The sequence below is a fragment of the Pseudomonas sp. Tri1 genome (assembly GCF_017968885.1).
Taxonomy (GTDB): Bacteria; Pseudomonadota; Gammaproteobacteria; order Pseudomonadales; family Pseudomonadaceae; genus Aquipseudomonas.
In genome coordinates this window covers 66416-89744 of the sequence record NZ_CP072913.1, presented here as the reverse complement: position 1 = coordinate 89744, position 23329 = coordinate 66416, and the positions used below count along the sequence as shown (strand labels likewise).

The window sequence follows — 23329 nt, the reverse complement described above, 5'->3', positions numbered from 1 at the left end:
ATCGACATGGCCAAACCTGGATTTCGCCTCGCGCTGTTCGCCACGCTGCTGGCACTGATTGTCGTCCTGCTGGGCGCCTACACTCGGCTCACCCACGCCGGTCTCGGCTGCCCGGACTGGCCCGGTTGCTACGGTTTCATCAGCGTGCCCAAGAGCGAAGCCCAACTGGCCCATGCCGAGCTGCATTTTCCCGACGCCCCGGTGGAAGCCCATAAAGGCTGGAACGAGATGGTCCATCGCTACTTTGCCGGGACCCTGGGCTTGCTGATTACCGTGCTGGCCGCCCGGGCCTGGATGAACCGCCACCGCCCCGGCCAGCCGTTGAAGTTGCCACTGTTCCTGCTGGCCGTGGTCTTCGCGCAAGCGGCATTCGGCATGTGGACCGTGACCCTCAAGCTGTGGCCGCAGGTGGTGACCGGGCATTTGCTGGGCGGGTTCGCGACGTTGAGCCTGCTGTTTCTGCTCACATTGAGGTTGTCCGGCGTATTGCCGGCGCTGACCGTGCCCAAGCGCCTGCAACACTGGGCGACGGCCGGGCTGCTGCTGGTGATCGGCCAGATCGCCCTCGGCGGCTGGGTCAGCTCCAACTACGCGGCGGTGGCCTGCATCGATTTCCCCACCTGCCACGGCCAATGGCTGCCACCGGCCGATTTCGCCAACGGCTTCCACCTGACCCAGCACATCGGCCCCAACTACCTGGGCGGGCAACTGGACAGCGATGCCCGCACCGCCATCCACCTGACCCACCGCATTGGCGCATTGCTGGTGACCGTGGTGCTGCTGGGGCTGGCCTGGCAACTGAAAGCGGTCGGCATGACCCGCCTCGCCGGCCTGGTGCTGGCCGCACTGGCGGCGCAAATCACCCTGGGCATCAGCAACGTGCTGTTCCATCTGCCGTTGCCGGTGGCCGTTGCCCACAACGCTGGGGGCGCCGCACTGCTGCTGACCCTGGTGCTGGTCAATTATCACGCCCGCACCAGCCTGGTTCGGGTCAAGCATCAAGTCCCGCTGCGCTGGCGGTTCAACCCGCATAAACACAGCCCCAGCCCCATAACAATAAAAGGAGAGATGCCATGGCAACCTTGACCGGTGAACGCCACAGCCAAGCGATCTGGCGCGATTACCTGGAGCTGACCAAACCCAAAGTAGTGGTGTTGATGCTGATCACCTCGCTGGTCGGCATGTTCCTCGCCACCCGCGCCGGCGTGCCGTGGACGGTGCTGGTATTCGGTAACCTGGGCATCGCCCTGTGTGCTGGCGGCGCGGCGGCGGTCAACCATGTGGTGGACCGGCGCATCGACGCGGTGATGGCCCGCACCCACAAACGGCCATTGGCCGAAGGGCGCATCTCGCCGGCCGCGGCACTGACCTTCGCCCTGGCGCTGGCCGTGGCCGGCCAGGCCATGCTGCTGGCGTTCACCAACCCGCTGACGGCCTGGCTGACCCTGGCCTCGTTGCTCGGTTACGCGGTGGTCTACACCGGCTTCCTGAAACGGGCGACACCGCAGAACATCGTCATCGGCGGCCTGGCCGGCGCGGCGCCACCGCTGCTGGGCTGGGTAGCGGCGACCGGGCATGTCAGCGCCGAACCGCTGTTGCTGGTGCTGATCATCTTCGCCTGGACCCCACCGCATTTCTGGGCCCTGGCAATTCACCGCAAGGAGGAATACGCCAAGGCGGACATCCCGATGTTGCCGGTGACCCATGGCGAGCACTACACCAAGGTGCATATCCTGCTGTACACCCTGGTGCTGCTGGCGGTGAGCCTGATGCCGTTCGTGATCCAGATGAGCGGGATGCTGTACCTGATTTGCGCGCTGGTACTGGGTGCCAGGTTCCTGCAATGGGCCGTGGTGTTGTACCGTGGCAGTCGGCCGCACGCGGCGATCAACACCTTCAAGTACTCTATTTACTACTTGTTCCTGCTGTTCATCGCCCTGCTTGTAGATCATTACTTACTGTTGAGCCTATGACTCGAACCCAGAAAACCGTCTTCATTCTCGTGGCCGTGATCGCGCTGATCCTCGGCCTGACCATCAACAAGGTGCTGTCCGGCAAAGGCCAGGGCGACCCGACCGCGCTGATCGATGCCGGCATCATCCTGCTGCCCCAGAGCCGCAACCTGCCGGACGTGAAAATGACCGACCAGGACGGCCAGCCCGTGGCGATGGACGGCTTGAAAGACAAATGGAGCCTGCTGTTCTTCGGCTACACCTTCTGCCCGGACATCTGCCCTACCACCCTCGCCCAACTGCGCCAGATCAAAAGCGAACTGCCGCCCGAGGCTGTGGATAAGTTGCAGATCGTGCTGGTCAGCGTCGACCCGAACCGCGACACACCCAAGCAACTCAAGCAGTACCTGGGTTACTTCGATCCGCAGTTCAAAGGGCTGACCGCTTCATCGATTGAAGACCTGCAGAAACTGGCGAATGCGGTGAGCATTCCGTTCATTCCGGCGGACACCAGCAAACCCAACTACACCGTCGACCATAGCGGCAACCTCGCCGTGATTGGCCCGGACGGTACCCAGCGTGGGTTTATTCGGGCGCCGTTGAATAATCAGAAGTTGGTGGCGCAGTTGCCGGAGATGCTCAGGCGTAAATAACGCCACGACAAGAACGCTTGCTCCCACCGCCATTCTCCTGTGGGAGCGAGCCTGCTCGCGATGAAATCGTCCAGTTCCAAAGCCGAATACCCACCCGAATCCCCAAAAATCCTCCCTCCTACAGCCCCCACCTACACCCCTCTATCAAGCCACGCATCCTTGCGCCTTTGCCTACAACTACGCCAGAATCCGCCCGCTTGTGCGCCTTGTCCCCGGGTTCTATTGTCTTCCTGCCACTGCCCATCAGTGGTCGGGTTTAGTAGCCCGGTTCACACCTCGGTTGTACAAGTCTCATCAGTCAGGTACTTGCCTGTTCTTGATGGTGGCTGTGCGCATGGCGCCCTCGGGCGCGCCGGTTTTGGTGTGATTCGCCGGTCTACTAACTTGCGCACAGCCGCCACCCTTCCGTTTAGTAGCGAGATGGAGCGGCCCTCACGAGGATCACACCAATGTTCAAAGCTACTCCGAATCCCCCAGATACAGACCCCACTGCACAATCCGCAAAATCCAAAGCCAAGCAGCAAGACGAAACCACCAAACGCGTGCTCGATCACTACTTGCTACCGAAATCGGATAAATCCCAAGACAACCCCAAACCGGGGCAGCTATACACCGTCGTGAAAGGCCTCGATAACGAATGTTTGCTTGCCAACCTCAGTGAGACGTTGGCTTCGGCTGATGCCATGGTGAGTGATTTGGCGTTTGATCTTGAGGGATCGAGGCGTCATGTGGCGCAGGGGATTCAGCAGTTGATTGAGCTGAGTTCGTTGCTGGCGAATCGGGTGTTGGATAATGTGGAGCCGAGACAGCAGTAATTATTTTTAAGGAAAAAGCCCGGCGCCTGCGTCGGGCTTTGGGTCTCAAGTCTCTAGACTTAGATATCCCTATGATGATCACAAAAAATGTGATCCATATCATCCGCTTTAAAATGCCAAAGATTAACAATGGATTTTACTTCAGATTTATCAAGAATATTCGCGGCGGGAGAAAAGGTAGCGGCGTATAGATGAATGAAATGCGCCATTACATGAACGCTAATTTGGAGTCCCGCTTCGCTCATTTGTGCCTGTATAGAAAGCTCTTGCGCTTGGCCAATTTGCATTGCGCTAATGTAATTGCTATGCGAATAACCGCAGAGATAGCCATATACATTATCGAAATACCTCCGGTGAAAGCCCGCTCGCACAGCTTCTTCACCCCAAGACCAGCTTACGCGCCAGTTGCCTTTAAGAAGTTGAGCTTGCTCCTTGAGCGAGTACTTTTTGAAATGCTCGGACGACTGTATAAGTGGCAACAGTTCCGCTTGTTGTTCACGTGCAGAAGCCTGCTTCGCACGCCCCTCGGCAGTCGTTGCGGTGTGTTGCACCCTGTCATGTAGGCCTGCATATTGCCATATGCGATGCCGAAATCTTGATAGCTCCAGATTGCCACTAAATAACCAATGTAACGTGAGGAATGTTTCGATGGATGCTCGTGCAAGAATTGAAACTGACCCCTGATCAATAAACTCATAAGCCGAGCCGGTATTGCTTTGAAACAAGCAACCCGTCGAAATGACCTTGGTTGAACACAGCTGCCTAAAGAGCTTTATGGAAAGCGTCTGAATGTCGTTCAGAAACCCCATCTCTGGCTCGACCGGCATGTTTAACCGCGAATTGATGACAAGGATCATCAATTCCATCAACGAATCGAAATCCTTGCCGATATCTCTGGGAAACGCAGTCATCTCATCTCCTCTTCCTTGAGCAAAAGGAAATAGTTGGTACCAATCGTATGGCGTGGCCTATAAACATAAATTTCAAAACAGGGTAGGTTTATATTAAGTAATAAATCCATTCCCTTTGTCCCACAAGTGGGGATGCCACTCGCAGCAGAAACGTCTGCGCCAGTGAAAACGACAACATGGTCAGCGGCCCGTAGACAGTTCAAAACCGTCTCGAGCATCACTGACTATGTCCTTGAGAGGTGTCCTTTTTTCGTCTTCGTCTTCGTCTTCGTCGAAATCATCTCTCAGCGCTCCTGCTGAATGGATGTCACGACCTGCGAGCACTGCGCGGAGTCGGCGAACAGCGGCGGCCAACCATTCTGATTCTGGCATACGACTCTCTCGCAAAAGCGCATTGGCCTTTTTCAAAACAGTGTCTGCCTCAACCATCAGATCGAGTGTGCTATGTTCACAAATAATACCAGGTGGCATCATCAGCGCTGCGAATGAGGTTATTGCCTCCATGCTGTCCATCTGCGACGTAAAATTTTCCCTGAGCTTCGAATCCCAGTGACTGCCGTTCACCAGGCAGAAGATCACTTCCGTGTCAGGAAGCTTTTTCAGCGCTGTACCATTCGCAACAGCATTGCGGTAACGCGGCAACTCCAAATCGCGTAATGCTTTAGTCTCTGATTCTTCAAGAATGTAATCGCCTTTACGTTGACTACCAGTAAGTCCGTGAGCGAAGAGATGCTTTCTAAGTAACCAAGGGACGATCAGGAGGTCCCCCCCTTCGATCAATGCATTAACGATGTGCCTGAAACGCCTGGATCCCTCAGCACCGTCTCGTGCAATCCGCCAAAGAATGGCGCCAGCATCGTCCACCAGATTTCGCTCTACCTCTTCTTTCGTAATCCAATCATTTTCCCGGACGAGAACTCGACCAAGCGCTACCCAGAAGATGCAATCACTCGACTCAGGAAAGCTCGCTGAAAAATCTCCGATTCGATCCAACAAAGGCCCAATCTGTCCGGTTTTTTTCAGTGGCCTCAGTTGTGCGTCCAATTCACCCAAGGTCGTGAAAGCCCACAATTTTTCTATATCGACTCTCGAGAAATGCCCCGGAGGATTCCCGAGGTAAAGCAGCCGGATGAGATTTCGACGCTTGGCAAGCCGGTAGCCGTCAAACAATTCCGCAGAGCGTTGGCGCCCCGGGTTGAACCGGGTAAATAGCAACTGCAAGATTTCAAGATGGCTTGACGCAGAAGCCCCCAGAACATCAAGCAACGAGATGTCTTCGCCGTTTGTCACGGCTAGGCGACGCTGGCGCTGCCGGGCGAGCATTTCTTCAACGCTTGGATCATCCACAAGCTGGCTTACATTGTCAGCAATAAGCCCACGGAGACTTGGTGCCTTGGCAACCAACCAACTGTACGCCAGCACGTCGAACGGACAGATCTCTCCATGTACGATTTCCTCCAGCACAGCAAACGCCCCAATCAATCGTTTGATCTCTCGAGGTGTACGGATGACCCTAAGGAGCTGATTAAGGATCTCAGTTTGGTAAGCCATGGTATCGACAGGCATAACCACGCCGTTACTTCGCATAGCATGAAGCAGCAGGTCGCGGGCGTCGTCTATAAACAAGGGGCGCAACGGGATGGGGAGTTGGATGATCTTCTCAAGATAGCTTTCGCCAGTTTTTTGCCTCTCCTCGGGAGTGTTGCCTTTTCCCAGAGCCTGAGTCACGCGGCTGGGATCGTAAGCTACAAGGTAGGAAATGCCCTTGATGTCTCCTACTGCTTTTACGAGCTGAGCAACCGCGCGGACTTCCTCATCCTCGACGCGATCCAATTCGTCTATCAGTACCACAACAGCGATGTTGGCCTCTGCTAGCTTAGCCTCAAGGTTTTTCCGCTCTTGGCTCGCTAATAGCTCCTTAGGCTTGTTCAAGAGCCGGACAAGTTTTAGTAGCCATTTAGTAATTGTCGATGCCGCGCCGACACCAACCACTGCGTCAATAACGCCTCCGGTTGTGGCGCCCACCAACTCGATGGAGGCCTTGTACCGCGCCAACTGACCTAACAGCTTTCGTGCCCTCTCACCGGCGGTGTAGCCAAGTGCCTCGCGCAAAGTATTGAAATACGCCTCCACTACTTCATCTCGGCCTTTGAACAGCCAAGGGTTCAGCGTCGCTACAGCAACGTGTTTCATCTGCTTGAGCTCGTGCTCGAGCAGATTCAAAACGCTGGACTTACCCAATCCCCACTCGCCTGTGAGACCTACCACGAATCCAGTCGCACGTCGTGAATCCACGTCACCAGTGCTCGGATTGTAGTCGGTGTGAACGAGTGTCTTGACCAAGCTGGATATAAACGGGCCCCGTCCCAAGGCGTCTGATTCGGGGTCTGAGATAGCGCGGTCTTGCCGCTCAATGTGATTGATACGTTCCAACATCGGATCAATTCTTCCTCTGGGGGCCATGTGTACGGGAGGGGTGCTTATGTCCCATTTTGCAATCCGAGGAACTGGCACAATTTCGAGCACACAGATAAATGCTGATGGCTCCGTTTTCGCCCGATCTCCTAGTATCTTGCCGATCCGACGAATAAGGGGACAGATTTATTTTCCGTAGATTTTCCCCTTCAATAGCATTCGCATCGGTGCTTGCTCCTGCTTCTCCACCTTCTGTGGGCCAAGCCAGGACCTGACCACCGCACCTCCAAGCCACGTATCATCGCGCCTTTGCCTACAACTGCATCAGAATCCGTCGGCTTTTCAGCCTTGCCCTCGGGCTCTATCGTTTCCTTACCACTGGCCGGCCGGTATCGATGACTCTCAGGTACGCTAGGAGCCTTCGGGAAAGTCATTGGCCGTGGGGTGGAAGGAGGCCCACCCTCTTATCCGTGAAGGACGCTACTTTGGCCTAGCTCGGGCAGAGAAGCGCTGCTATCCACTCGTACACTGCCAATCTGCGGCCTTAATCCTGTAGTAAAAAGGAGGTTTACATCGCCATGGATATCCAGGAAATCAAGCAACGCCTGGCCCGCCCCGCCGTGAAGCTCATTGCCGGCGGCTTTCGTCCTGCCGGCACCGATGAAGAAAGCTGGCTGGGCAATGTATTCCTGTTCCGACCGGATGAAGAGGTGCCCACTAATCAGGCGGGGCAACAGTTGCTCCCCTATGCGCAGTTTTACCTGCCCGCTCTGCCCATCAATAGCCCTCTGCTAGCAGGGGTTCGTGTGCTGACGGTGTTCATTTCAAACCCGTTCCCCGAGCACTTTGAGCCGATGGGGAATAATTGGGTCATCCGCGAGTATGGGTTGGATGATGTGTTGGTGCGCAAGTCTCTGTCGGTGGCAGGTACATTCCTCAAACCCTTCCCACTGACAGCGCAAGCGGTGCCGGAGGACTTTCCGCTGTGGGATGGCGGTGGTGTTCCGGAGGACCTTGAGCAAGCAATCCTCACGCTGGAACGCGCGGGCAAGATCCAAAGCTATTACGACTTGGTCACCCACACCTACGAACACAAGATCGGCGGTTACCCCTCGTTCTGCCAGTCGGGTGTTGATCCGGGTGAAGGCTTCGAGTTTGTGTTCCAGATCTCATCGGACTCGAAGATTAATCTGAACGTGGTCGACAGTGGGAGCCTGATGTTCTGGAAGCACAATGAAACTGGAGAGTGGGCGCTTTATTACGACTTTTACTAGGAGTCGGGGGACGGATTTATTTTGCCCTCTTGTCCGTTCAGCTAATCTGCTCAAACCGCCGCCGTTTCAGGAACAACCCCAAGGGCAATGATCATTTGGGTAATTCGGACGTGTGCGTCTCCAGTCAAGTCTTGATGACCAGGGTCGAGAGGGGGCGTCGGGGACCAATATTGGAGCGGTGAATGTTTGTCAGTTAAGCGGCTAGACAAACCGCGTGGCTGTTTGGGGCTGCTGCGCAGTCCAGCGGGGATGAATCCCCTCGCCACAGGGGGTTTGTGTGTTGGCTGGTTGGCGGGCTGGGATTCGGGGCGCGATGGGCTTTTTTGTGAGCACTGCGCACTCAAGCGGGAGCAAGCTCCCTCGCCACAAAAAGCTGTTTTGTGTGAATTCAGGGGTGGCGATCCAGCTTCTTCAGAAACACGGTCATTTCTTTTTCGGCTTGTTTGTCGCCGTGGGCTCGGGCGGCTTCGAGGCCTTGTTCCCAGGCTTGGCGGGCTGCTGCGGCATCGCCTTGGCCTTGGTGGGCCTTGCCCAATAGTTTCCATGCGGCTGAATATTTGGGGTCGAATTCGACGCAGCGTTGGAAGTGCTCGGCGGCGCGGGCGAATTCGCCGAGGTCCAGGTAGCCCTTGCCCAGGCCGAAGCGCAGCAGGGAGTTATCCACACCCTTGGCGAGCATTTTTTCCAGGGAATCGAGCATGGCGGCGTCCTTATCTGGTGTGTCAGGGGTTGATCAGTCGGCTGCTAGATAGCTATCGCGAGCAAGCTCGCTCCCACAGGGGTTGGGGTTGCTCGCGATATTTGTGAGCACTGGAGTTCCTCTGTGGGAGCGAGCTTGCTCGCGATGGGGCCATTGCTGCCACCGCAAAGCCTGGATCAGAAGAAGCTCAACCCCACATGGAACAGCTTCTCGACATCACGAATGTGCTTTTTGTCCACCAGGAACAGGATCACATGGTCGCCGGTCTGGATGGTGGTGTCGTCGTGGGCGATCAGTACTTCTTCGTCGCGGATGATCGCGCCGATGGTGGTGCCGGGGGGCAGGCCGATGTCGCGGATGGCCTTGCCGATCACTTTGCTGGACTTGGCATCGCCGTGGGCAATCGCCTCGATGGCTTCGGCGGCGCCGCGGCGCAGGGAGTGCACGCTGACGATGTCGCCGCGGCGTACGTGGGCGAGCAAGGTGCCGATGGTCGCCAGTTGCGGGCTGATGGCGATGTCGATGTCGCCGCCCTGGATCAGGTCGACGTAGGCCGGGTTGTTGATGATGGTCATGACCTTCTTCGCCCCCAGGCGCTTGGCCAATAGCGACGACATGATGTTGGCTTCGTCGTCGTTGGTCAGGGCCAGGAAGATGTCGGCGTCGGCGATGTTTTCTTCCAGCAGCAGGTCGCGGTCCGAGGCACTGCCTTGCAGCACCACGGTGCTGTCGAGGGTGTCCGAGAGGTAGCGGCAGCGGGCCGGATTCATCTCGATGATCTTGACCTGGTAGCGGCTTTCGATGGCTTCGGCCAGGCGTTCGCCGATCTGCCCGCCACCGGCGATGACGATGCGCTTGTAGTTCTCGTCCAGGCGGCGCATTTCGCTCATGACCGCGCGAATATTCGCCTTGGCGGCGATGAAGAACACCTCGTCGTCCGCTTCGATCACCGTGTCGCCCTGGGGCAGGATCGGTCGGTCACGGCGGAAGATCGCCGCGACCCGCGTCTCCACATTCGGCATGTGCTCACGCAGCTGGCGCAATTGCTGCCCCACCAGCGGGCCGCCGTAGTAGGCCTTGACCGCCACCAGTTGCGCCTTGCCTTCGGCAAAGTCGATCACCTGCAAGGCGCCCGGGTGTTGGATCAGGCGCTTGATGTAGTTGGTCACCACCTGCTCGGGGCTGATCAGCACGTCCACCGGGATCGCTTCGTTGTCGAACAGGTCGGCGCGGGTCAGGTAGGACGCTTCGCGCACCCGGGCGATCTTGGTCGGGGTGTGAAACAACGTATGGGCGACCTGACAGGCGACCATGTTGGTTTCATCGCTGTTGGTCACCGCCACCAGCATGTCGGCATCGTCGGCGCCGGCCTGGCGTAGCACGGTAGGTAACGAGCCGCGGCCTTGTACGGTACGGATGTCGAGGCGGTCGCCGAGGTCGCGCAGGCGTTCGCCGTCGGTGTCGACCACAGTGATGTCGTTGGCCTCGCTGGCCAGGTGTTCCGCCAGCGAACCACCGACCTGTCCTGCGCCGAGGATGATGATTTTCATCCAGTCACTCCCTATCGAATCGGTTTTAACCGCGTGCGGCGGCGATCTTGATCAGTTTGGCGTAGTAGAACCCGTCATGCCCGCCCTCCTGGGCCAGCAACTGGCGGCCATGGGGCTGCTTGAGGCCGGCCTGGCTGGCGATGTCCAGCTCCCGGGCGCCCGGGGTGCGGGCCAGGAAGGCTTCGATCACTTCGGTGTTCTCGGTCGGCAAGGTCGAACAGGTGGCGTAGAGCAATATGCCGCCGACTTCCAGGGTTATCCACAGGGCGTCGAGCAATTCACCCTGCAACACCGCCAGTGCGGCGATGTCGTCCGGCTGGCGGGTCAGCTTGATATCCGGATGGCGGCGGATCACGCCGGTGGCCGAGCACGGCGCGTCCAGCAGGATGCGCTGGAACGGCTTGCCGTCCCACCAGGTCGCAGTGTCGCGGCCGTCGGCGGCGATCAGTTCGGCGTCCAGGCCCAGGCGCTCAAGGTTTTCCTTCACCCGCACTAAACGCTTGGCTTCCAGGTCCACCGCCACCACGCCGGCCAGCTTCGGCTCGGCCTCGAGGATGTGACAGGTCTTGCCACCCGGTGCGCAGCAGGCGTCCAGCACCCGTTGACCGGGCGCCAGCTCCAGCAGGTCGGCGGCCAGTTGGGCAGCTTCGTCCTGGACGCTGATCCAGCCCTCGGCGAAGCCCGGCAGCGCGCGCACATCGCCGGGGGTTTCCAGCACGATACCGTCGCGGCTGTACTGGCACGGGATGGCCGGGATGCCCGCCTCGCCCAGCAAGGCCAGGTAGGCATCGCGGGTATGGTGACGACGGTTGACCCGCAGGATCATCGGCGGATGGGCGTTGTTGGCCGCGCAGATGGCTTCCCATTGCTCGGGCCAGAAAGCTTTCAGGGATTTCTGCAACCAGCGCGGGTGGGCGGTGCGCACCACTGGATCATGTTCCAGCTCAGCCAGCAGGGTTTCGCTTTCCCGTTGGGCACGGCGCAACACGGCATTGAGCAGGGCCTTGGCCCAGGGTTTTTTCAGCTTGTCGGCGCAACCCACGGTTTCGCCGATGGCGGCATGAGCGGGAACGCGGGTGTAGAGCAACTGATAAAGCCCCACCAGCAACAAGGCTTCGACGTCGGCATCCGCCGCTTTGAACGGCTTCTGCAACAGCTTGGCCGCCAGGGCCGACAAGCGTGGCTGCCAGCGGGCGGTGCCGAACGCCAGGTCCTGGGTGAAGCCGCGATCACGGTCTTCGACCTTGTCCAGCTGGGTCGGCAAGGAACTGTTGAGCGAGGCTTTTCCGTTGAGGACGGCAGCCAGTGCCTTGGCGGCGGCCAGACGCGGGTTCATGAGGCCTCCACCGCTTGGCCCAGCACGGTGCCGACGGCAAATTTCTCACGGCGGCTGTTGAACAAGTCGCTGAAGTTCAGCGCCTTGCCGCCAGGCAGTTGCAGACGTGTCAGGCACAACGCCTGCTCACCGCAGGCCACCACCAGGCCGTCCTTGCTGGCACTGAGGATTTCACCCGGTGTGCCCTTGCCTTCGGCGCGGCTGGCGGCCAGCACTTTCAGGGCTTCGCCGTTCAAGGTGCTGTGGCAGATCGGCCATGGGTTGAAAGCCCGTACCAAGCGCTCCAGCTCGATGGCCGGGCGGCTCCAGTCGATGCGGGCTTCGTCCTTGTTCAGTTTGTGCGCATAGGTGGCGAGGCTGTCATCCTGCACTTCGCCTTCCAGCGTGCCGGCGGCCAGGCCGGCGATGGCCTGGACTACCGCCGGCGGGCCGATCAGTGCGAGGCGGTCGTGCAGGCTGCCGCCGGTGTCTTCGGCGCTGATGGGGGTGCTGACCTTGAGCAGCATCGGCCCGGTATCCAGGCCGGCCTCCATGCGCATCATCGTGACGCCGCTCATCGCGTCGCCGGCTTCCACGGCGCGCTGGATCGGCGCCGCACCGCGCCAGCGTGGCAGCAGCGAGGCGTGGCTGTTGATGCAACCCAGGCGCGGGATATCCAACACCACTTGGGGCAGGATCAGGCCGTAGGCGACCACCACCATCAGATCCGGCTTCAGCGCCGCCAGTTCGGCCTGGGCCTGGGCGTCACGCAGGGTCGGCGGCTGCAACACCTGGAGACCGTTTTCCAAGGCCAACTGCTTGACCGGGCTGGGCATCAGTTTTTGCCCGCGACCGGCCGGCCGATCCGGCTGGGTGTAGACCGCGACGATTTCATGAGGGCTGGCCAGCAGGGCCTTGAGGTGTTCGGCAGCGAACTCGGGGGTGCCGGCAAAGACGATGCGCAGTGGCTCAGTCATGGGAAGCTCTCAATTTCAAAGCAGTCGCAAAAAGAAAAAGGCTTGCCGCGGCAAGCCTTTGAAAGGGGGCATCAAGCATTCTGGCGATGAAGTTTTTCCAGTTTTTTCTTGATCCGGTCACGCTTGAGGGTAGACAGGTAATCGACGAACAACTTGCCGTTGAGGTGGTCACACTCGTGCTGGATGCACACCGCCAGCAAGCCTTCGGCGATCAGTTCGTAAGGTTGGCCGTCGCGATCCAGGGCCTTGATCTTGACCTTCTGCGGGCGGTCGACGTTTTCGTAGAAGCCCGGCACCGAAAGGCAGCCTTCCTGGTATTGGTCCATCTCGTCGGTCAGGGTTTCGAACTCTGGGTTGATGAACACCCGCGGCTCGCTGCGGTCTTCGGAGAGGTCCATCACGACGATACGCTTGTGCACGTTGACCTGGGTCGCGGCGAGGCCGATACCTGGCGCCTCATACATTGTTTCAAACATGTCATCGACCAACTGACGCACTTCGTCGTCCACTACGGCCACCGGTTTGGCGATAGTGCGCAGGCGCGGGTCCGGGAATTCGAGAATGTTCAAAATGGCCATAAGCTTGATAAATGCACGTGTGAGGTAAAGTCGGGTGGCTGGCCTGGCGTGTCTTGGGATGCAGGCTACCGTTGTAAAACGTTGCTCTGTATGAACGGAGCGAGCCACGGGGGCTCTGGCGTTTTACGCGAACGCACATAATAAAGGGATTCACCGCATGAGGAAATCACTACTCGCCCTGCTGCTCCTGGCCTCGGCCGGTATCGCGCACGGGCAAGTGCAACTTCGGGAAGGTTTTCCCCAGCAATACACGGTGGTGACGGGGGACACGCTGTGGGACATTTCCGGCAAGTACCTGCGCGAACCCTGGAAATGGCCGGAGCTCTGGCAGGCCAACCCGCAAATAGAAAACCCCAACCTGATTTATCCCGGCGATACCCTGTCGCTGGTCTACGTCAATGGTCAGCCGCGCCTGACCCTCAGTCGCGGCGCCTCGCGGGGCACCATCAAGCTGTCGCCACGCATCCGCAGCTCGCCCGTGGCCGATGCCATTCCGAGCATCCCGCTGCAAGCCATCAACAGCTTTCTGCTGAGCAACCGCATCGTCGACAAGGCCGAGGACTTCAACACGGCGCCGTACATTGTCGCCGGCAATGCCGAACGGGTACTCAGCGGCATGGGGGATCGGGTCTTTGCCCGTGGCTCGTTCGACGCGAACCAGTCGGCCTACGGCATCTTCCGTCAGGGCAAGGTCTATACCGACCCACAGACCAAGGAATTTCTGGGCATCAACGCCGACGACATCGGCGGCGGTGAGGTGATTGCCACCGAAGGCGATGTCACCACCCTGGTCCTGCAACGCACCACCCAGGAAGTGCGCCTCGGTGACCGCCTGTTCAGTGGCGAAGAACGCTCGATCAATTCGACGTTCATGCCCAGCGCGCCTAAATCGCAGATCAACGGGCTGATCCTCGATGTGCCTCGAGGCGTGACCCAGATCGGCGCGCTGGATGTGGTTACCCTGAACAAGGGCCGTCGCGACGGGCTGGTCGAAGGCAACGTATTGGCGGTGATGAAGACCGGTGAAACCGTACGCGATCGCATCAGCGGCCAATCGGTGAAGATCCCCGATGAGCGTGCCGGCCTGCTGATGGTTTTCCGTACCTACGACAAGCTCAGCTACGGCTTGGTGCTGTATGCCTCGCGCTCGTTGGCGGTGCTCGACAAGGTGCGCAATCCATAACGGGTCTCACAAGTTACCAACAGAGTTATCCACAGCTTGTTCCCGTTTGCACGGGGCTTATAACGATCAAGGATGATCACATGCCACTGCCTGAATCTGCTTCAGTTTCCCCTGCGGAACTGGAGGCCCGACTTCGCCTGCACCGCTTGCCGGAACTGGGACCCAAACGTTTCATGACCCTGATGCAAGCCTTTGGCTCAGCCTCCAAAGCCATCAGCGCACCGGCCAGCGCATGGCGCGCGCTGGGGTTGCCCACGGCGTGCGCCGAGGCTCGCCGCAACCCGGATGTGCGTGATGGCGCCGCCCACGCACTGGCCTGGCTAAAGGGTTCGGCCCAGCATTTACTGATGTGGGACCAGCCTGACTATCCGGCACTACTGGCGCAGATCAGCGATGCGCCACCGCTGCTGTTCGTTGCCGGCAACGCCGGTTTCCTGGAAAAACCACAGTTGGCGATGGTCGGTAGCCGCCGGGCATCGCGTCCGGGCATGGACACCGCCGCCGCTTTTTCCCGAAGCCTGGCTGGGGCCGGTTTTGTCATCACCAGCGGCTTGGCCTTGGGCATCGATGCAGCGGCTCATCAAGCAGCGCTGGACGTCGGCGGACAAACCGTCGGCGTGTTGGGCACCGGGCTGGAAAATTTTTATCCACAGCGAAATCGCCGGCTGGCGGACGCGATGATCGCCCAAGGCAGCGCGGTGGTGTCGGAGTTCCCGCTGGACGCACCACCCCACGCCAACAACTTTCCGCGCCGCAACCGAATCATCAGCGGTTTGTCCCTGGGTGTGCTGGTGGTCGAGGCCAGTGTCGCCAGCGGTTCGTTGATCACCGCACGCTTGGCGGCGGATCAGGGCCGCGAGGTGTACGCCATTCCGGGATCGATCCACCACCCCGGCGCGCGGGGCTGCCACCAATTGATCCGCGACGGCGCGGTGCTGGTGGAAACTGTCGAGCATATCCTCGAAGCACTGCGGGGTTGGCAGCAGTTACCGCTAACCCCGGAACCCGCGCCTTCGACACATCCGCTACTGCGCCTGCTCCATGCCGCACCGCTCACCAGTGAAGCCTTGGCCGAGGCCAGTGGCTGGGGCTTGCCCAAAGTGCTGGCGGCGCTGACCGAGCTGGAAATGGAAGGACGCGCCACCTGTGACAACGGGCGTTGGTTTGCACGCTAGGTTTTATGGGGAAGATCGGTAAACTGCGCACAGCCTTATTTGTGTTGCGGAGAATCTTTCATGGTCAACAGTTGGCGTGTGCAACAAGCCGCGCGAGAAATTCGCGCCGGGGCGGTGATTGCCTATCCAACCGAGGCGGTCTGGGGCCTGGGCTGCGACCCGTGGAACGAGGAAGCGGTGGAGCGCCTGCTGGCGATCAAGTCGCGGCTGCCCGACAAGGGGCTGATTCTGGTGGCTGACAATATTCACCAGTTCGACTTTCTGTTCGAAGACTTCCCCGAAACCTGGATGGACCGCATGGCCAGCACCTGGCCGGGGCCCAATACCTGGCTGGTACCGCACCAGAACCTGTTGCCGGAATGGATCATCGGGGTGCACGACACTGTCGCGCTGCGGGTCAGCGATCATCCCACCGTGCGCGACTTGTGTTCGTTGGTGGGGCCGCTGGTGTCCACCTCGGCCAACCCGCAAGGGCGCCCGGCGGCACGCACGCGGATTCGCGTCGAGCAGTATTTCCGTGGGCAAATCGATCTGGTGCTGGGCGGTAACCTGGGCGGGCGCAAGAACCCCAGCGTGATTCGCGACCTGGCGACCGGGAAAGTGGTGCGGCCGGACTAGCCCGAACACACCTTCTGCATCCTGCACAAAACCACTGTGGGAGCGAGCTTGCTCGCGATGGCGTCAGGTCAGCCAGCATTGATGTTGGCTGACTATCCGCTATCGCGAGCAGGCTCGCTCCCACAGGTTCTTCAGCAACCTCTAGATCAGGGCAGGAGAATGGTCGAGCCGGTCGTGCGCCGCGCCGACAGCTCGGCCTGGGCCTTGGCCGCTTCCGCCAGTGGATAGCGCTGGTTGATGTCCACCGTGATCTTGCCGCTATTGATCATCCCGAACAGCTCATCGGCCATGCGTTGCAGGTTTTCGGCGTTATTGGCGTATGTGGCCAGGGTCGGGCGGGTGACGTACAGCGAGCCCTTGGCCGAGAGTATCCCCAGGTTCACGCCGTCCACCGCACCGGAGGCATTGCCGAAGCTCACCACCAGACCCCGGGGGGACACGCAGTCCAGGGAGGTCAGCCAGGTGTCCTTGCCGACCCCGTCGTACACCACAGGCACCTTCTTGCCGTCAGTCAGTTCCAGCACCCGTTGTGCGACGTTTTCCTTGCTGTAGTCGATGGTTTCCCAGGCGCCATGGGCTTTGGCAATGGCGGCTTTTTCCGGCGAGCTGACGGTGCCGATCAGCTTCACGCCCAGGGCCTTGGCCCACTGGCAGGCCAAGGAACCCACGCCACCGGCGGCGGCGTGGAACAGGATGGTTTCGCCGCCCTTGAGTTCATAGGTCTGGCGCAACAGGTATTGCACGGTCAGCCCCTTGAGCATCACCCCGGCAGCCTGTTCGAAACTGATGGATTCGGGAAGGTGCACCAGGTTGGCCTCGGGCAACACATGCATATCGCTGTAGGCCCCCAACGGGCCGCTGCCGTACGCCACACGGTCGCCGACCTTGAACCGCGTGACATCTGAACCGACCGCCTCGACCACACCCGCGCCCTCGGCACCCAGGCCCGACGGCAACGTCGGCGGCGGATAAAGACCGCTGCGGTAGTAGGTGTCGATGAAGTTCAGGCCGATCGCCTTGTTGCTGACGCGCACTTGCTGCGGGCCCGGCTCGGCGGGCTGGTAGTCCACGTACTCAAGCACTTCGGGGCCGCCGTGGGAACTGAACTGGATACGTTTGGCCATCTTCACTCTCTCCTTGTCGCGTGACTTTTTACCAAGCCTGCTATCGGACTCCTAAGCTTGACCTTCGTCAACTGTGGCGTGGGCAAGCGCGGTGGTATCCTGTGCGCCCATTTGCCACCGGCCCGTAGCCCGCCGCGTAGCGTAGCCCTGATCAAGGTGATGTCATGACCACTCGCACCGAGGCCGTGAAAGCCTACCTGCTCGACCTGCAAGACCGCATCTGCGCAGCCCTGGAAACCGAGGACGGTGGTACTCGCTTTGTCGAAGATGCCTGGACCCGGCCGGCCGGTGGTGGCGGTCGCACGCGGGTGATCGAAAACGGCACAGTGATCGAAAAGGGCGGCGTCAACTTTTCCCACGTCTTCGGCAGTGGCCTGCCACCCTCGGCCAGCGCCCATCGGCCGGAGTTGGCCGGGCGTGGTTTCGAAGCCCTGGGCGTGTCGCTGGTGATTCACCCGCACAACCCCCATGTGCCGACTTCCCACGCCAACGTGCGTTTCTTCATCGCCGAAAAGGAAGGTGAGGAGCCGGTCTGGTGGTTCGGTGGTGGCTTCGACCTGACGCCGTACTACGGCGTGGAGGAAGACTGCGTGCATTGGCATCGTATTGCCGAGCAGGCCTGTGCCCCCTTCGGCCCGCAGGTGTACCCGCGCTACAAGGCCTGGTGCGACAGCTATTTCCATATCAAGCATCGCAACGAGCCTCGGGGCATTGGCGGCCTGTTTTTCGATGACCTGAACGAATGGGATTTCGACACCTGCTTCGCCTTCATTCGCGCCATCGGCGACGCCTACATCGATGCGTACCTGCCGATCGTGCGCCGGCGCAAGCAAGACCCGTTCACCGCCAAGCAACGGGAATTCCAGGAGTTTCGCCGTGGACGCTACGTGGAATTCAACCTGGTCTACGACCGCGGCACCCTGTTCGGGCTGCAATCGGGCGGGCGCACCGAGTCGATCCTGATGTCCTTGCCACCGCAAGTGCGCTGGGGCTACGACTGGAAAGCCGAACCGGGCAGCGAAGAAGCACGGCTGACCGAATTTTTCCTGCAGGATCGCGATTGGCTGGCGACAGCCTGAACGGGGATTATCCATGGATCGCTACGTTGTAATGGGTAACCCTATCGGCCACAGCAAGTCGCCGTTGATCCATCGCCTGTTTGCCGAGCAGACCGGGCAAGCGCTGGACTACAGCACGCTGCTGGTGCCCCTGGATGACTTCGTCGGTTATGCACGGGAATTTTTCCGCGAGGGTCGTGGGGCAAACGTCACTGTGCCGTTCAAGGAAGATGCCTTCCGCCTGGCCGACAGCCTGACTGAGCGAGCCCAGCGGGCTGGGGCAGTCAACACGTTGAGCAAGCTGGCCGACGGTCGCCTGTTGGGCGACAACACTGATGGCGCCGGGCTGGTACGGGACCTGACCGTCAACGCGGGTTTTAGCCTCAAGGGCAAGCGCATCCTGTTACTCGGGGCCGGCGGTGCGGTGCGTGGCGCCTTGGAACCGTTGCTGGCCGAAGCGCCAGCCTCGGTGATCATCGCCAATCGTACGGTGGAAAAGGCCGAATTACTGGCTGAGTTGTTCGCCGACCTGGGCCCGGTCTCGGCCAGTGGTTTCGACTGGCTGCAAGAGCCGGTGGACCTGATCATCAACGCTACGTCGGCGAGCCTATCAGGGGATGTGCCGCCAATTGCCGGAAGTTTGATCGAGCCGGGCAAGACGGTTTGCTACGACATGATGTACGGCAAGGAGCCGACCTCGTTCTGCCGCTGGGCCAGCGAACAAGGCGCGGCGGTGGCGATGGACGGCCTGGGCATGCTGGCCGAACAGGCGGGCGAAGCGTTCCACCTGTGGCGCGGCGTACGCCCGGATACTGCGCCGGTGCTGGCCGAGCTGCGCCGTCAACTGGCGCTCTGAACCGTGGCGAGGGAGCTTGCTCCCTCGCCACGGTCAATCCTCGAAAAGTATCGGGCAGTTCTGCGGCCCCTCCAGCTTCTTCAACTCCTCCACCACATGCGGCCTGGCCTTGCGCAACGTCAGGCTACGCCCCTGACTGCGCAGGCGCCGGGCTTCCTGGTGGAGCATTTCCACCCCGGAATAATCGATGAAGTTGATCTGCTGGGCATCAATCACCACCCGCTGCGCTTGCAGTCGTTGCAAGCGCACTTGCAAGTAATGACTGGCACCAAAAAAGATCGAGCCGCCAACCCGTAGGATGTCTGCTTCCCCTTCATGGGAATGTTGTACTCGTGGCTGTGAAGTGCGCTTGAGGTAAAAGAACAGCGAGGCCAACACACCGGCATAGATGGCGGTTTGCAGCTCCAGCAGCAACGTGGCCAGGCAGGTCAGGCTCATCACCACGAATTCGGCGCGGCTCACGCGGTACAACGCGCGGATGCCGCGATGATCCACCAGCCCCCAGGCGATCAACAGAATGCTGCCGGCCATGGCCGGAATCGGGATATGCGCGATCAATTTCGCGCCAGCGACCGCAAACAGCGCCACCCATAGGGCCGAGAATACCCCGGCCAAGGGTGAGCAGGCCCCGGCGTCATAGCTGAGGCCGGAGCGGGTAAAGGAACCGGCCGACAGAGATCCGGAGAAAAATCCGCCAATTATGTTGGAAAGCCCCTGCGCCCTCACCTCCTGATTCGCATCGAGCAATTGCCCGGAGCGTACCGACAGCGAGCGAGCAATGGACAGGCTGGTGACCAGTCCGAGCATGCCCACCGCGACGGCGCCGGGCAACAATCGCAGGATCAGTTCCAGGTCCAGCGGCAGCGGCGTGAAAGGTGGCAAGCGCCCGGCAAAGGCACTGACCAGCGCCACATGCCCGAACATCGCCGGCCACAGCCAGACCACCAGGCTGCTGATCACCAAGGTTATCAACAGGCTCGGCCAACGTGGCAGCAAGCGCTTGAGCACCACACCCAGCACCAACGTGCCGATTCCCAGCAGCAACGAAGGTTTATCCACAGCCTGGATGTGGCCGAGCAACATCAGCAAACCTTTCAACGCCGTCGCTTCGTTCGGCAGATCGAGGCCCAGCAGGTTCGGCAACTGCCCCAGCGCAATCACCACTGCCGCCCCCAGGGTGAACCCCAGCACCACCGAGTGCGAAACGAAATTCACCAGCGCACCGAAACGCAACAAGCCCAGCAGCCACTGGAAGAGACCGGCCAACACCGTCAACAACAGGATCAAGGTCACGTAGTCGTCAGTGGCGGGCACGGCCAGAGGACTGACGCTGGCATACAGGACGATGGAAATCGCCGCCGTAGGTCCGCAGATCAGGTGCCAGGACGAGCCCCACAGGCAAGCGATCAACACCGGGACAATCGCCGCGTACAAGCCGTATTCAGGTGGTAAACCGGCAATCAGCGCGTAAGCAATGGATTGCGGCAAGGCCAGAATCGCACCGCTCAGGCCGACAATCAGATCGCGACCGACACTGGCGCGGGTCTGGCGCGGCAGCCAGCTCAGGAAAGGGAAGAGTGAATGGCGGGTGGGGATAGCCATGGGGCCTCAAGGATGGGGTTTGGCGCAAGAGTATCAGGCCGGCGAACACCCGTGGCGAGGGAGCACGCTCCGTCGCCACAAGAGCCCGTCACAGCGTTATAACTTGGCCTTCACCGCCGCCAACGCATCCTTGCCATCCAGGGTCTTCACGCCGTCCAGCCATTTATCCAACACCGCCGGGTTGGCCTTGATCCAGGCCTTGGCCGCATCGGCGTTGCTGACTTTGTTGTTCACCACCTCGGCCATGATGCTGTTTTCCATTTCCTGGGTGAAGCTCAGGTTGGTCAACAGCTTGCCAACGTTCGGGCACGCCTGTGCATAACCCTTGCGCGTCAGCGTATACACACTGCCGGTGTCGCCGAAGTACTTCTCGCCGCCCTTGAGGTAGTGCATTTTCAGCTGCACGTTCATCGGGTGTGGTGTCCAGCCGAGGAAGGTCACGAACTTCTGTTTCTTCACCGCCCGGGAGACCTCCGCCAGCATCGCCTGTTCGCTGGACTCCACCAGTTTCCATTCGCCCATGCCGAAGTCATTGGTCTTGATGATTTCTTTCAAGGAGAGGTTGGCCGGGGCGCCGGAACCGATGCCGTAGATCTTTTTGTCGAACTTGTCGGCAAATTTGTTCAGGTCGGCAAAGTTATGCACACCCGCGTCCCAGACATAGTCCGGTACCGCCAGGGTGAATTCCGTACCGTCCAGGTTTTTGGCCAGTTGCGTGACATCACCGGTGGCCACGAATTTATCGTAGAAGCCCTGCTGTGCTGGCATCCAGTTACCCAGGAACACATCCACCTGGCCATCCTTGAGGCCGCCGAAAGTGATCGGCACCGCGAGGGTGTCGACCTTGGCCTTGTAGCCCATCCCGTCCAGCAGGAAACCGGTGATGGCATTGGTGGCGGCGATGTCACTCCAGCCCGGGTCGGCCATCTTCACGGTTTCGCAGCTCTGCTCGGCCCACGCCGAAGCACTGCTCAACGCCAGCAGCCCAGCGGTCAGTACTGTGGATAACTTTTGCATGCGCTTCCCCTTACGTTATTGGTTTTGGCAGGGTTGTGGATAACGGGCCTTGCGCTCCAGATCGTCGAGGTCGATGTGGTTACGCATGTACTGCTGGCTGGCGTCCACCAGCGGCTGGTGGTCCCAGCTCTTGAGTTTGCCCAAGGCCAGGGCCTGGGCGACGAAACGGCGGCGTCGCTGACTGGCGAGCACCTGTTGGTGAATCGTCGGAATGTCCCACTTGGCGCGCGCCTCAGCGAGAAAATCGGCGAACAGCGATTGATGCTCGGAGGATAGGCTGAGATTTTCCAGCTCCTTGGGATCGTTGCGCACATCGAACAGCAGGCACGGGTCATCTTCGCTGTAGATGAACTTCCACGGGCCACGGCGAATCATCATCAACGGGCTGATAGTGCCTTCGGCCATGTATTCACCGAAGACTTCGTCATGCCCACCCTGCCCTTGCAGATGCGGCACCAGTGAACGGCCATCCAGCGGCAAGCCCGGCTCCAGCGTGCCGCCGGCCAGCTCCACCAGGGTCGGCAGCAAGTCGGCGGTGGACACGGCTGCGCTCACCCGGCCGCTGGCGAACTGCCCCGGCGCACTGATCAGCAATGGCACACGGGCAGCCATTTCGAACCAGTGCATTTTGTACCAGAGGCCCTTTTCGCCGAGCATGTCCCCATGGTCGCCGGAAAACACGATGATCGTGTCGTCCAGCAAACCAGTGTCTTCCAGGGTTCGCAGCAGCTTGCCGACATTGCTGTCGATGTAGCTACAGGCGCCGAAGTACGCGCGACGGGCATCGCGAATCTTATCCACAGGCAGCGGCTTGCCCCACAGGTCGTACACTTTCAGCAAGCGCTGGGAATGCGGGTCGAGCTCGGTTTGCGCCGGGGTCTGCGGCAACGGGATGTCGTTGTCGTCATACAAATCCCAGAACGCCTTGGGAATCGTGTACGGGTCGTGTGGGTGGGTCATGGAGACCGTCAGGCAGAACGGCTGGTCCCCGTCCTCCCGGATGTGATCGAACAGGTATTGCTGGGCCTTGAACACCACTTCTTCATCGAAATCCAACTGATTGGTGCGCACACAGGGCCCGGCCTGCAACACCGAAGACATGTTGTGGTACCAGCTCGGCCGCACATGTGGCTCATCCCAATTCACCGCCCAACCGTAATCGGCCGGATAAATGTCACTGGTCAGGCGTTCTTCGTAGCCGTGCAACTGGTCCGGCCCGCAAAAGTGCATCTTGCCGGACAGCGCCGTGCGGTAGCCAAGGCGCCGCAGGTAGTGGGCATACGTCGGGACGTCCGCAGGGAAATCCGCAGCGTTGTCATAGGCGCCGATCTTGCTGGGCAACTGGCCGCTCACCAGGGTGAAGCGTGACGGCGCGCAGAGCGGGCTATTGCAATAAGCAGCGTCGAACACCACGCCTTGGTCGGCCAGGCGCGACAGGTTGGGCAGCTTGATCGGCGAAGGACCGTAGATCGGCAACATTGGCGCGGCCATTTGATCGGCCATGATGAAAAGAATGTTCTTGCGCTTCATGTATTCGCGGCATTCCATAGTAGACA

Annotated in this window: 21 protein-coding genes; 10 read left to right on the top strand and 11 right to left on the bottom strand. The window is 60.0% G+C overall.

Features of this window, described 5'->3' with window-relative positions; genetic code table 11:
• The first annotated feature begins 6 nt into the window (after nucleotides 1–6).
• The 4 genes from J9870_RS00405 to J9870_RS00390 all read left to right on the top strand — a co-directional run bounded on the left by J9870_RS00405 (nucleotide 7) and on the right by J9870_RS00390 (nucleotide 3420).
• Nucleotides 7–1086 (top strand): COX15/CtaA family protein, encoded by a 1080-nt coding sequence (locus tag J9870_RS00405; protein WP_210642217.1) that lies wholly within the window; start codon nucleotides 7–9, stop codon nucleotides 1084–1086.
• The gene (gene cyoE, locus J9870_RS00400; protein WP_210642216.1) at nucleotides 1074–1973 is read left to right on the top strand and encodes a heme o synthase; all 900 of its coding nucleotides are present in this window, start codon (nucleotides 1074–1076) and stop codon (nucleotides 1971–1973) included. The genes J9870_RS00405 and cyoE overlap by 13 nt, the downstream gene beginning before the upstream one ends.
• A complete protein-coding gene (locus J9870_RS00395) occupies nucleotides 1970–2605 on the top strand; it encodes an SCO family protein (RefSeq protein WP_210642215.1) in 636 nt (211 codons plus the stop codon). Before cyoE ends, J9870_RS00395 begins: the two co-directional genes overlap by 4 nt.
• Nucleotides 2606–3054: 449 nt before the next feature.
• The gene (locus J9870_RS00390) at nucleotides 3055–3420 is read left to right on the top strand and encodes a DUF6124 family protein (RefSeq protein WP_210642214.1); all 366 of its coding nucleotides are present in this window, start codon (nucleotides 3055–3057) and stop codon (nucleotides 3418–3420) included.
• Nucleotides 3421–3479: 59 nt separating this feature from the next.
• Here the strand turns inward: J9870_RS00390 and J9870_RS00385 are convergent, their stop codons facing one another.
• On the bottom strand, nucleotides 3480–4331 hold the full coding sequence (locus J9870_RS00385; protein ID WP_210642213.1) for a DUF5677 domain-containing protein: 852 nt from the start codon (nucleotides 4329–4331) through the stop codon (nucleotides 3480–3482).
• Between the two features lie 180 nt (nucleotides 4332–4511).
• Nucleotides 4512–6767, bottom strand: coding sequence for a KAP family NTPase (locus tag J9870_RS00380; protein WP_210642212.1), 2256 nt, complete (start codon nucleotides 6765–6767; stop codon nucleotides 4512–4514).
• A gap of 557 nt (nucleotides 6768–7324) precedes the next feature.
• Here J9870_RS00380 and J9870_RS00375 point away from each other — a divergent pair.
• A complete protein-coding gene (locus tag J9870_RS00375; protein ID WP_210642211.1) occupies nucleotides 7325–8020 on the top strand; it encodes a DUF1963 domain-containing protein in 696 nt (231 codons plus the stop codon).
• Nucleotides 8021–8408: 388 nt separating this feature from the next.
• Here J9870_RS00375 and J9870_RS00370 read toward each other — a convergent pair whose 3' ends face one another.
• From J9870_RS00370 to def, 5 genes are all read right to left on the bottom strand, one after another.
• Nucleotides 8409–8720, bottom strand: coding sequence for a tetratricopeptide repeat protein (locus J9870_RS00370; RefSeq protein ID WP_116833843.1), 312 nt, complete (start codon nucleotides 8718–8720; stop codon nucleotides 8409–8411).
• A gap of 176 nt (nucleotides 8721–8896) precedes the next feature.
• Nucleotides 8897–10270: a Trk system potassium transporter TrkA gene (trkA, locus tag J9870_RS00365; protein WP_210642210.1), complete on the bottom strand. Its 1374-nt coding sequence runs from the start codon at nucleotides 10268–10270 to the stop codon at nucleotides 8897–8899.
• A 25-nt stretch (nucleotides 10271–10295) separates the two neighbouring features.
• The gene (gene rsmB / locus J9870_RS00360) at nucleotides 10296–11606 is read right to left on the bottom strand and encodes a 16S rRNA (cytosine(967)-C(5))-methyltransferase RsmB (protein ID WP_210642209.1); all 1311 of its coding nucleotides are present in this window, start codon (nucleotides 11604–11606) and stop codon (nucleotides 10296–10298) included.
• On the bottom strand, nucleotides 11603–12562 hold the full coding sequence (gene fmt, locus J9870_RS00355) for a methionyl-tRNA formyltransferase (protein ID WP_210642208.1): 960 nt from the start codon (nucleotides 12560–12562) through the stop codon (nucleotides 11603–11605). Before fmt ends, rsmB begins: the two co-directional genes overlap by 4 nt.
• Before the next feature lie 71 nt (nucleotides 12563–12633).
• Complete coding sequence (gene def / locus J9870_RS00350; RefSeq protein WP_003196300.1) at nucleotides 12634–13140, bottom strand: peptide deformylase; 507 nt, start codon at nucleotides 13138–13140, stop codon at nucleotides 12634–12636.
• A 157-nt stretch (nucleotides 13141–13297) separates the two neighbouring features.
• On the opposite strand from def, the gene J9870_RS00345 reads away from it, so the two are divergent.
• The 3 genes from J9870_RS00345 to J9870_RS00335 all read left to right on the top strand — a co-directional run bounded on the left by J9870_RS00345 (nucleotide 13298) and on the right by J9870_RS00335 (nucleotide 16116).
• On the top strand, nucleotides 13298–14323 hold the full coding sequence (locus J9870_RS00345; protein WP_210642207.1) for a LysM domain-containing protein: 1026 nt from the start codon (nucleotides 13298–13300) through the stop codon (nucleotides 14321–14323).
• Between the two features lie 80 nt (nucleotides 14324–14403).
• A complete protein-coding gene (gene dprA / locus J9870_RS00340) occupies nucleotides 14404–15498 on the top strand; it encodes a DNA-processing protein DprA (protein ID WP_210642206.1) in 1095 nt (364 codons plus the stop codon).
• Between the two features lie 60 nt (nucleotides 15499–15558).
• The gene (locus J9870_RS00335) at nucleotides 15559–16116 is read left to right on the top strand and encodes an L-threonylcarbamoyladenylate synthase (protein WP_210642205.1); all 558 of its coding nucleotides are present in this window, start codon (nucleotides 15559–15561) and stop codon (nucleotides 16114–16116) included.
• Nucleotides 16117–16262: 146 nt separating this feature from the next.
• On the opposite strand, the gene J9870_RS00330 is transcribed toward J9870_RS00335, so the two are convergent.
• Entirely contained in the window at nucleotides 16263–17240 is a 978-nt protein-coding gene (locus tag J9870_RS00330) for an NADPH:quinone reductase (protein WP_210642204.1), read from the bottom strand.
• Nucleotides 17241–17404: 164 nt separating this feature from the next.
• Here J9870_RS00330 and hemF point away from each other — a divergent pair, with 164 nt between their 5' ends.
• A complete protein-coding gene (gene hemF / locus J9870_RS00325; RefSeq protein WP_210642203.1) occupies nucleotides 17405–18319 on the top strand; it encodes an oxygen-dependent coproporphyrinogen oxidase in 915 nt (304 codons plus the stop codon).
• A gap of 13 nt (nucleotides 18320–18332) precedes the next feature.
• On the top strand, nucleotides 18333–19154 hold the full coding sequence (aroE, locus tag J9870_RS00320; protein ID WP_210642202.1) for a shikimate dehydrogenase: 822 nt from the start codon (nucleotides 18333–18335) through the stop codon (nucleotides 19152–19154).
• A gap of 33 nt (nucleotides 19155–19187) precedes the next feature.
• Here the strand turns inward: aroE and J9870_RS00315 are convergent, their stop codons facing one another.
• The 3 genes from J9870_RS00315 to betC all read right to left on the bottom strand — a co-directional run bounded on the left by J9870_RS00315 (nucleotide 19188) and on the right by betC (nucleotide 23303).
• Complete coding sequence (locus tag J9870_RS00315) at nucleotides 19188–20756, bottom strand: SulP family inorganic anion transporter (protein WP_210642201.1); 1569 nt, start codon at nucleotides 20754–20756, stop codon at nucleotides 19188–19190.
• A 96-nt stretch (nucleotides 20757–20852) separates the two neighbouring features.
• Nucleotides 20853–21773 (bottom strand): choline ABC transporter substrate-binding protein, encoded by a 921-nt coding sequence (gene choX / locus J9870_RS00310; RefSeq protein WP_210642200.1) that lies wholly within the window; start codon nucleotides 21771–21773, stop codon nucleotides 20853–20855.
• Between the two features lie 15 nt (nucleotides 21774–21788).
• Nucleotides 21789–23303: a choline-sulfatase gene (betC, locus tag J9870_RS00305; protein ID WP_210642199.1), complete on the bottom strand. Its 1515-nt coding sequence runs from the start codon at nucleotides 23301–23303 to the stop codon at nucleotides 21789–21791.
• Nucleotides 23304–23329 lie beyond the last annotated feature (26 nt).